Genomic DNA, 8,405 nt, shown 5'->3' on the forward strand with positions numbered 1-8,405 from the left:
AAATATTTCAATTTTATTGAATTATGTAAAGCATGTTTTAGATAAATAAGAGAAATATTTTGGTAATTTTTTCTACCAACACAGCGTTCATAATTAGTGCATTTATGTCCTAGATATTATCTGATTATTGACTAAAAGTACTTTTAGAATAAGCTATAGTTGAAGCAAAACTTATTGATTTTTATATTATTTGTATTTCCTTATTATTGATTGGTGTTGATTGCTTTGCGGTTTTCTCATTATTTGCTAGTTATAAAGTTAGTCCATCTATGCTAGAGATTTTTAGTTATGAGATGGTACTTTTAGAGCAATATTTCTTGCATTAAAATAGTGAATTTTGCACTGTTTTAGGGAGTGTAGGTTTTAAGTTTTTATAGAATTTGTGTTAATTTTGTGATCTTATTCACGTCATGTAAATGGAAATAAATTTCAATACTCAATAAAATGAAAAAAATCTTTATCAAAAGCACAATTTACTGAAATTTATTTTTATTTATAAGGTTTGTATTGTCTATGAAAACCAAACTCACTCTATGTGCAGTGTTAGTTGCATTGAACGGTGCTTTATCCGCAGCATCAGCCTCTACTGGTGCTAAGTACTTTTCTGATGCTGATATTTATCGAGGAGCTGGTGTAAAGCTCTATCAGGTTGGCGATGTCGATCCTAGAAAGCCTAACGGTTTTAGAATTCCTGCGATTGCATCTGCTGGCAATGGTGTTTTAATTAGCGCCGCTGACGTTCGTTATATGGGATCTGACTGGTCAGATCTTGTAGCTGGCACAAAAATTAGAAAAGTTAAAATTTCTACCAGAGTGTCTTTTGATGGTGGCCGTAGCTGGAGTGAACTTAATATTTTAGATGCTGCCAAAGGCCAAGATGCAAATGACTATCAGACTTTAGCAACCGATCCTGCTTTAGTATTTGATCACAACACCAATACTGCCTTAATGTTTGGCCTACGCAACAATGCCAACTTAAATAGTGGCTTAGTGGTCAATCCAGGTGATCAAGACGCTAATCCTGATGGTGTGACTAATCTTCCTCAGGGTCATAAGCCTGATTTCATCATGTTCACCTCTAAGGACAAGGGCTTATCCTGGGAATCAAAAAGCATTTATGACGAAGTGATCGATCAGGTCAATGCTAAAAATACCACTCATAAGTATTCTATTGTCTTCCAGGGCCCTGGTGGCGGCATGGTTTACAACAATAAGATTTATGTGCCAATTCAAGCCTGGGCTACCTATGTAGATACAGGCACTAATAATTTACCTCCCCCTCAAAAAAAGCATGTTGTTGCAACCTCTGGCTTCATGGAATCAAGCGATGGTGGTAAGACTTGGAAAGTATCTTCCATGCTGATCCCTAATGTTGATGACAAAATCAATGGTAATGACAAAACCATTATTTCATCAGAGAGTAATATTTTCCATTATAAGGGAAAGATTCGTTTAGCCGTTCGTAATGAAGGTAGCGACTCCAATCCAAGCAACAACCAAGGAAAATTGCGTCAGGTTTACGAGTACGACGAGAGTACTAAAACTTGGACTGAAGTACATGAGGACTTCATTCCAAAAGATGTTGCTCGTGTCGAGACCAGCTCTCACAACCTAACCGATGATGTCTATTTAGTAGGCTACACTTCCTACTACAATTACAACTTCAACGGCAACCCTAACCGCCGCAAGGGTCAATATATTACTACTAATACTGGCATTAAGATCTTATTATCAGATCAAGTTTCTGAGGGCTATACCTCTATTACCTCTGATGACAACAACATTTATGTCATGTATGAGGGCAAACTTGATGTCCATGATATTTTCTTTAAGGCAATTGACTGGAAGCACAAGGATTACGCCAATCTTAACACCCAAATCTTAAGACGCTCCCATGCTATTAACGATTTCCAATCTCAATTGGCTCAAACTGATGGCTATGCCTCAAGCATAGTATCAACTGATGGCGCTAATCTTGAAGTGTCTGCTTCACGCAATGGTTTTAAAGGTGGCATCTACATTAAGTACGATCGAGACTTAGACGAAGACTTTACTGATGCTATTAGCTACAAGAACACTGACATTGCCCTACTTGCAGGATATGAGGCTCAGTATAGTGAGCAAGCCAAGGGCAATTTGATGTTTGGTCTGATGCACTCTATTGTAGATTACGACAATAATGCAGAAAACTCTGTTAACAGCATTTTAGCAGGCTACCAGCTCGATTACGATTTTGGATCCCTTGCTTATCGAGGCGCTATTAATGCAGCCTTCTCTGAGAACAAATTTGATAGAAACAATAAGGAAGGTTTAGGCAAGAGTGCTGAGTTTGATTCCTACTCTATTTCTATTATCAATGAGTTAAACAAAGGCTTTGAGCTACCAAATTTGGGTAATGTGACTTTAAGTGCGGGCTTGAATAATACATTCTTTGGCCATAAGGCTTTCCGTGAAAAGGGAGGTGAAGGCATAGGCGAAGGCGGTAAAGTCGGTGCTAACAATGCAGCCTTTAGCTCAGCTAACTTAGAGTCTCATGAGCTTTTTGTTAAGGGTGCCTTTGAGAGTAAGAAATTTGATATTAGCTCTGACCTCCAGGTATCCTTTAATGCTGATCTCAAATATGCCTACGATTTAGCTGATAGCGACAAGTGGTTTGAAACTTATCGCACCATGTCTGTAGATCGTAAGTATCACGATATAGGTGAGCTTTACGCAGCACGTGATGGCGGCTATTTAAAGGCCAAAGCTGGTGTTGATTTAACTATCTATAAGGATTTAGCTTTAGGCTTAACAGGCAGCATTGATTCTATTGGTGATCTCAATGGTGGCTTTAAGCTCTCTTATAAGTTCTAATTCCTATAATTAACGCATCCTAATCTTAAGCTTAACTACTCTCAAGCCCTATCCTAAAGTATGGTTCTATCATTCCTTTAAGATGGGGCTTTCTTTCAGCTAAAGCTTTTCTTTTAGCAAAGCCCCCTATTAAAACTACGTCAAACAAGCAACTGTGCAAGCCCATGAACAAAGTTTCAATAGCACCGTCTCCAAAGAACCGTCTCCAGAGAACCCACCTAAGATAGGCATATCCCATAGGACAAGCTCAAGTACGTAAAGTAAAGTGAGCGAGGTGAAGAGCACAAGTTCAAGAGCTCTGTGAAAAAGAGCAGGAGGCAGGACATAGTACATATGACGTATGATGCATGGCACAGAGCACAGACACAGAGCAAAAGGCGCATGGTGCAAGGCAATGAACACCAAGGCTTACTTATTACCAGTAAAAAAGGAGCTTTAGTTTCAGGCGGAACCTAATCCTCACGAGGCACAAGGTACATTAGGCAACGACGGCAATTGGTAACTACATCAAAGGTATGCTTACCAATTTTGAGATAGAAGCCTGTAGTGCTACCCCCGTCCTCATGGCACAGAGCATGATTTTTAATCAAGCAATTACGACAAGTCATGACTGCCTTGGAAATAAGAGGTTTTGGAGGCTCTAGCTTACCTCCCATACCTTGTAGATAAAAAGCCTTGGAGCGCTCATTAAAAATCAAGCGTTCATCAATGCCACCTAACAGACTCATTAAATTAGTTACTTGCTCATTAGCTTGGCTGTTGTTGCTGTTGTCAGCGCTGACGATTGAGCTGGCACTTTGGGCATCATTAGATGCAACCGATAATAAGCTTGCATATGGGGTGTTGCTAAGACCTTTAAACACGTATTGGTCAGTAGAACCATCAAGATAAAGCTTATTATTGGCTACACATTGACAGCGTGGCATGGTTACAATGTTAAGGTACTCTTGTAGGGCCTGTCTTCTTAAATTGTTGAAGCTCGATAGTGGCATTAAGGCCTCATTTTGCAGATCAAAGCTAATATCCTCGCTCTTTAAGCTAAGGTTATCATCACCGAGCTTAGTAAGCTTAGATGCCATAACCTCTTCTTTAAGTGGACTTAAAGCCGAAGTATCAAAATCAGCATTATTAGCCTTTAGCTCTTGTAACACCTCAGATAGGCTAATACTAATACCACCTGCACGTCCCAGCTCATCACTAAAGGTAATGTTAAATACATTATTTACTAGAGAAACCTGAGCTTTAAGGGCAATTTTACGCACTAAGGCTTTAGGCATATTAATGCTCTTAATAAAGATGGTATCAACATTACGATGCAGCTGAGCACCTACTGCAAGTCCTGGTGCCTGAGCCAATAAATGCAACCTTACTATTTGCCCTGCCTTTAGTACAACAGTACTACTGTTATCACTCTTGTTAGAGCTCTTGTCTGAGTTTTGAGCTTGGACATTTACCTTGGAAAGTCCCTTAGCATGAGCCTTGCCCTGAGCTTCTACTGTAGTATAGCGTGAGCCCTTAGGAGCTGACTTTATATTATTGTTATTGCTACTACTATGGGCAGGTGATGATAGAGTGCTAACTTTATTCGCTCTAAAGCCCGTCAACTGCCCCATCTCATCAAAGAAAGTAAAGCTATCGCCATTTGATAAGGAGCAATCTTTATTGACCTTAAGATCAACGGTATAGCCATTTTTATTAACTTTCGAGCCCATGCTCTCTTTGGAGTTGGAGCGATAATTTCCAGAGCCTTTATTTTGGTATCTTGATGGCTTCTCTGCTTTTAAATGAGCATTTATTGCTACTATGGTACCCATAAGCTCACCTGTACTCTTAGGTGAGCGAGTATTAATCATATTAGCGTTATCGCCTTGTAAGAAGCTTGAGGTAAAACCACGGTTAAAGGTCTTAGTAACATCAGGGACAAAATCATGGCTCATATAGCCATATGAGGAGCGCTCATACTTACCATTAGAGTTAGCAATAATCTTATCCAAGCGCTCTCTAAAGGCTGCTACTTGATTAACTACATAATCACGATCTTTTAAACGGCCCTCAATCTTAAAGGAGCTAGCACCAGCAGCTACTAAATCCTCTAACTCGTGCAAGCGCATATTATCCTTCATAGACAAAAGGTGACCAGAGGCTAATAATTGGTCTTCGCTTTGAGGGTCTTTTTTATCATGGTGATAAAAGTCCATTGGTAAGCGACAAATTTGGGCGCACTCACCACGATTGGCACTTCTATCAGTCATAAGCTCAGAGATATAGCAAATACCAGAAACACTAACGCACATAGCACCTGAGACAAAAACCTCAAAGCGTAAATCTGGATAATGGGAGGTAAAGTTAGCAATTTCCTCTAAGCTAAACTCACGAGGAACCACGATTTGCCCAAAGCCTAAATGACGGCAAAATTCTACTTTATCCAAAGTGTCAATATTCATCTGAGTGCTAGCATGCAATTCTAAATCTTGCACGCTACTCATGGTTAACACCGCAGGATCTTGAATAATCAGAGCATCTACACCAGCATTGCGAGCCTGTGCAATTAAAGACTCTACTCCCTCAAGTTCATGATCATATAGTAAAGTGTTAACCGTCATATAAACATGGGCACCAAAGCGATGAGCAAAAGCACATAACTTGGCAATATCTTCAATACTATTACCTGCAGCTGCACGAGCTCCAAAGGAAGGGCCGCCAATATATACGGCATCAGCACCTGCCTTTATTGCTGCTGTTCCCACCTCTAAATTCTTGGCAGGAGATAGTAATTCAAGTTTACGCACACCCATCGCACTCAAACCTCATTTCTTATCTAATTAGGCTGCACATTCTAACAGCAAAACCACATCCTATCTTCACTTTAGCACTATATTATCAGTTAATACCGCTATCTCTCTGCGCTATACCAGTCCCATGACTATACCGTAGCCTATGCAGTGCCTGGCTAGCTTTGCCAAAGACAGAGCCAATGCCTTGGCTAGCAATGCCTTGGCATAGCATGGGTATAGGCTATGACAGTGCTGGCGCAATGCACTAAAGCGTACTACTAAACATCCATTATGATTCACCCAATCACAAGGAATACATCCGACCTTAGGAAATGTGAATACTGGGTAAAAAGCTCTTTCTTTAGTTCAAATAAAAATCCTGAGGTATCCTTAACAGACTTATAAATGTGCCTATCGACAACTACACTATACAGATATTTAATAGTAGACAACTTAAATATGCTTATTTCAATATTAAAGAGAGGGCTTTGCAAAGCTTTATATGACAATGTAGCTCCCCATAGTTTCGTTGTAGCAATCTTGGCACGACAATGCATTAATTTTAAAAATAGAAGTTAGAAAAACCCCAGCTCAAATAAGTCACAAGGTATTGGCTTGAACTTATCTTAGCTGGGGCTAATCTATCTTAAGCGATCAGGTTTTGACTTTAGCCTATTGCAACATCTGTAATAGGTTTTTCATTAGACCCTGTATTATTAGTAGCCTCTGGCTCGTTCTGTTTTTCAGTGCCTTGCTCTAAAGCTTTAGCTTGAGCTTTCTTAGCACGATTTTCTTCAAGTTTGATCATCATATTCTTATAGAAAGAACCATTGAGCTTGTAATAGCGGAAGTAAATCAAGATGGTTGCCAAAATAAGAACTGAGGAAACTACGAACATTACTACTCGTAAGCCCAAGATGGTGTCATCACTTTGTGGTACGTTTGGAACATAGCCAACAAAAGCTAAGGTAAGTGATGAAGTAAAGCCTGCTAAAGCGCCTGCCATCTTGGCAGTCATAGTTTGCATGGAGAATACAATAGACTCAGAGCGTGTATCAAACTTGTATTCGCCATAATCCACAGTATCAGCAAGCATAACGGTAGTACATACTAAGGTATAGGCGGTACCAGCTGAACCTAAGCAGTATAGAGCACCAGCTAAGAAGATATTACTATTAGCACTAGAGCCGAATAAGAAGAGGCCGAAGTATCCTAAAATTACAATGCAAGCTGCGAAAATGAATACGAACTTACGGGATGTTCTTTGCACAATGAATGGGAATGAAAGGAAAGCTAAGAACTGAGTAATAGCACCTGCACCCATGAAGTAAGGATAGATATCCTGATTATTCAATATGTACTTAAAGTAGTAAATGATAGTACCATTTACAAGGTTTTGAGCCATATTATTGATGACCGTTAAGATAATGATAACTACTAACTGGTCATTCTTAAATAATAAGGTTATAACATCACGTAAAGTAATTTTTGGTTGAACTGGTGGGGTAACATGTTCACGAACGTTCATTGCACATACGATAGAGCCACTAAGGAAGCATGCAACAACGATCATCGCAAAACGCCAGTAACCTTGTGCTTCAGTGGCACCAATACCAGTACCTAAGTATGTAATTAAAGGTAAACCAAAAATTACCACACACTGACCACCAATCATAGAGCAAGTTCGTGGAATTACTGCAATCACATCACGCTCTCTTGGGTTAGAGGTGATAGCTGGGATTAATGACCAAAATGGAATATCAATTACAGTAAAGGTCATGCCCCACAAGATGTAGAAAACACCACACCAAATCATGACACCTATAGGTGAAAGAATTTCAGATGGGTCGAAAAATAAGAAAGGGATAATGGCGGCGTTAATTACTGCTCCAATAAAAATCCATGGGCGGAACTTACCCCAACGTGTTTTAGTATTGTCTACGATAAAACCCATGAACGGATCATTAAAGGCATCCCATAAACGGGCAAATAAAAACAAGAAAGCCACATAAGCAGGACTGAGACCTACTACATCAGTAAAGAAAACCATTAAGTAGGCATTCATGAACCAGAATGAAGTAGATTTGCCCAAGGCACCAATGCCAAACGACACCTTTTCTTTTAGAGGGACAGCTGCACTCATATTAATATTTAACTCCCAACTGAGCACTAGACCAGTGTTTAACTGTAATAATTTCACCTAAAGTCAAAACTAGTTTATGGCTAAGTAAATCACTCAAACAAAAAGTAAGTGCCAAGAAATTTATCATTAAGCAATTTTGTACTTTATGATTTTAATCATAATGAAATTACGGCTAATACCAGTCTTAGGGAGGTTGTAATATCTATATTTAGATACTAACATTTTAGTAAGATGTATAGAGTTTGGTAAATTAGATTTAAAACTATCTAAGCAAAAATCTTAAGAAAAATAAGTCATACAAGCCATTTTTGTTTATTGAGATGATGTAGCCGCAAAAGTGTAAGATGGTTCTTAAATGCTAGTAAAAGTAAGTTATTTGTAATTAAGTTTGTTTATAATTTTTTTTGTACAGAAACGTGATCGGCCCTGCAAAAAAATGTTGATGAATGTTTCAGCATTAAATCAGTACTTTAATGAACTAAAAGTACCACAAATATTCCATCCTAACACCTGAACTCTGCATATTAGGTAACCTTGAAAGGCGCAATAAACCAAGGATCTTTTAAAATTACCCTTTTTTGCCAAAGAAGGTCATTGCTTGATCAAAGGTCTTATTGCTACGCTTATAGGCATCA

3 protein-coding genes are annotated in these 8,405 nt (G+C 38.9%); 1 reads left to right on the forward strand and 2 read right to left on the reverse strand.

Annotation, left to right across the window (positions count from 1 at the left end; translation table 11 throughout):
* Positions 1–513: 513 nt before the first annotated feature.
* Positions 514–2,853: a hypothetical protein gene (locus MXE38_RS07275; RefSeq protein ID WP_246913573.1), complete on the forward strand. Its 2,340-nt coding sequence runs from the start codon at positions 514–516 to the stop codon at positions 2,851–2,853.
* 452 nt (positions 2,854–3,305) lie between these two features.
* Here MXE38_RS07275 and MXE38_RS07280 read toward each other — a convergent pair whose 3' ends face one another.
* Together MXE38_RS07280 and melB are read right to left on the reverse strand one after the other, a co-directional pair.
* The gene (locus MXE38_RS07280; RefSeq protein WP_246913574.1) at positions 3,306–5,648 is read right to left on the reverse strand and encodes a U32 family peptidase; all 2,343 of its coding nucleotides are present in this window, start codon (positions 5,646–5,648) and stop codon (positions 3,306–3,308) included.
* 646 nt (positions 5,649–6,294) lie between these two features.
* Positions 6,295–7,770 (reverse strand): melibiose:sodium transporter MelB, encoded by a 1,476-nt coding sequence (gene melB / locus MXE38_RS07285; protein ID WP_246913575.1) that lies wholly within the window; start codon positions 7,768–7,770, stop codon positions 6,295–6,297.
* Positions 7,771–8,405 lie beyond the last annotated feature (635 nt).

This window comes from Anaerobiospirillum sp. NML120448 (assembly GCF_023050945.1).
Lineage (GTDB): Bacteria > Pseudomonadota > Gammaproteobacteria > Enterobacterales > Succinivibrionaceae > Anaerobiospirillum.

Excerpts from the sequence above, each read along its gene's own strand:
- MXE38_RS07275 (WP_246913573.1), top strand. The coding sequence starts at position 514 with ATGAAAACCAAACTCACTCTATGTGCAGTGTTAGTTGCATTGAACGGT.
- MXE38_RS07280 (WP_246913574.1), bottom strand. The coding sequence starts at position 5,648 with ATGGGTGTGCGTAAACTTGAATTACTATCTCCTGCCAAGAATTTAGAG.
- melB (WP_246913575.1), bottom strand. The coding sequence starts at position 7,770 with ATGAGTGCAGCTGTCCCTCTAAAAGAAAAGGTGTCGTTTGGCATTGGT.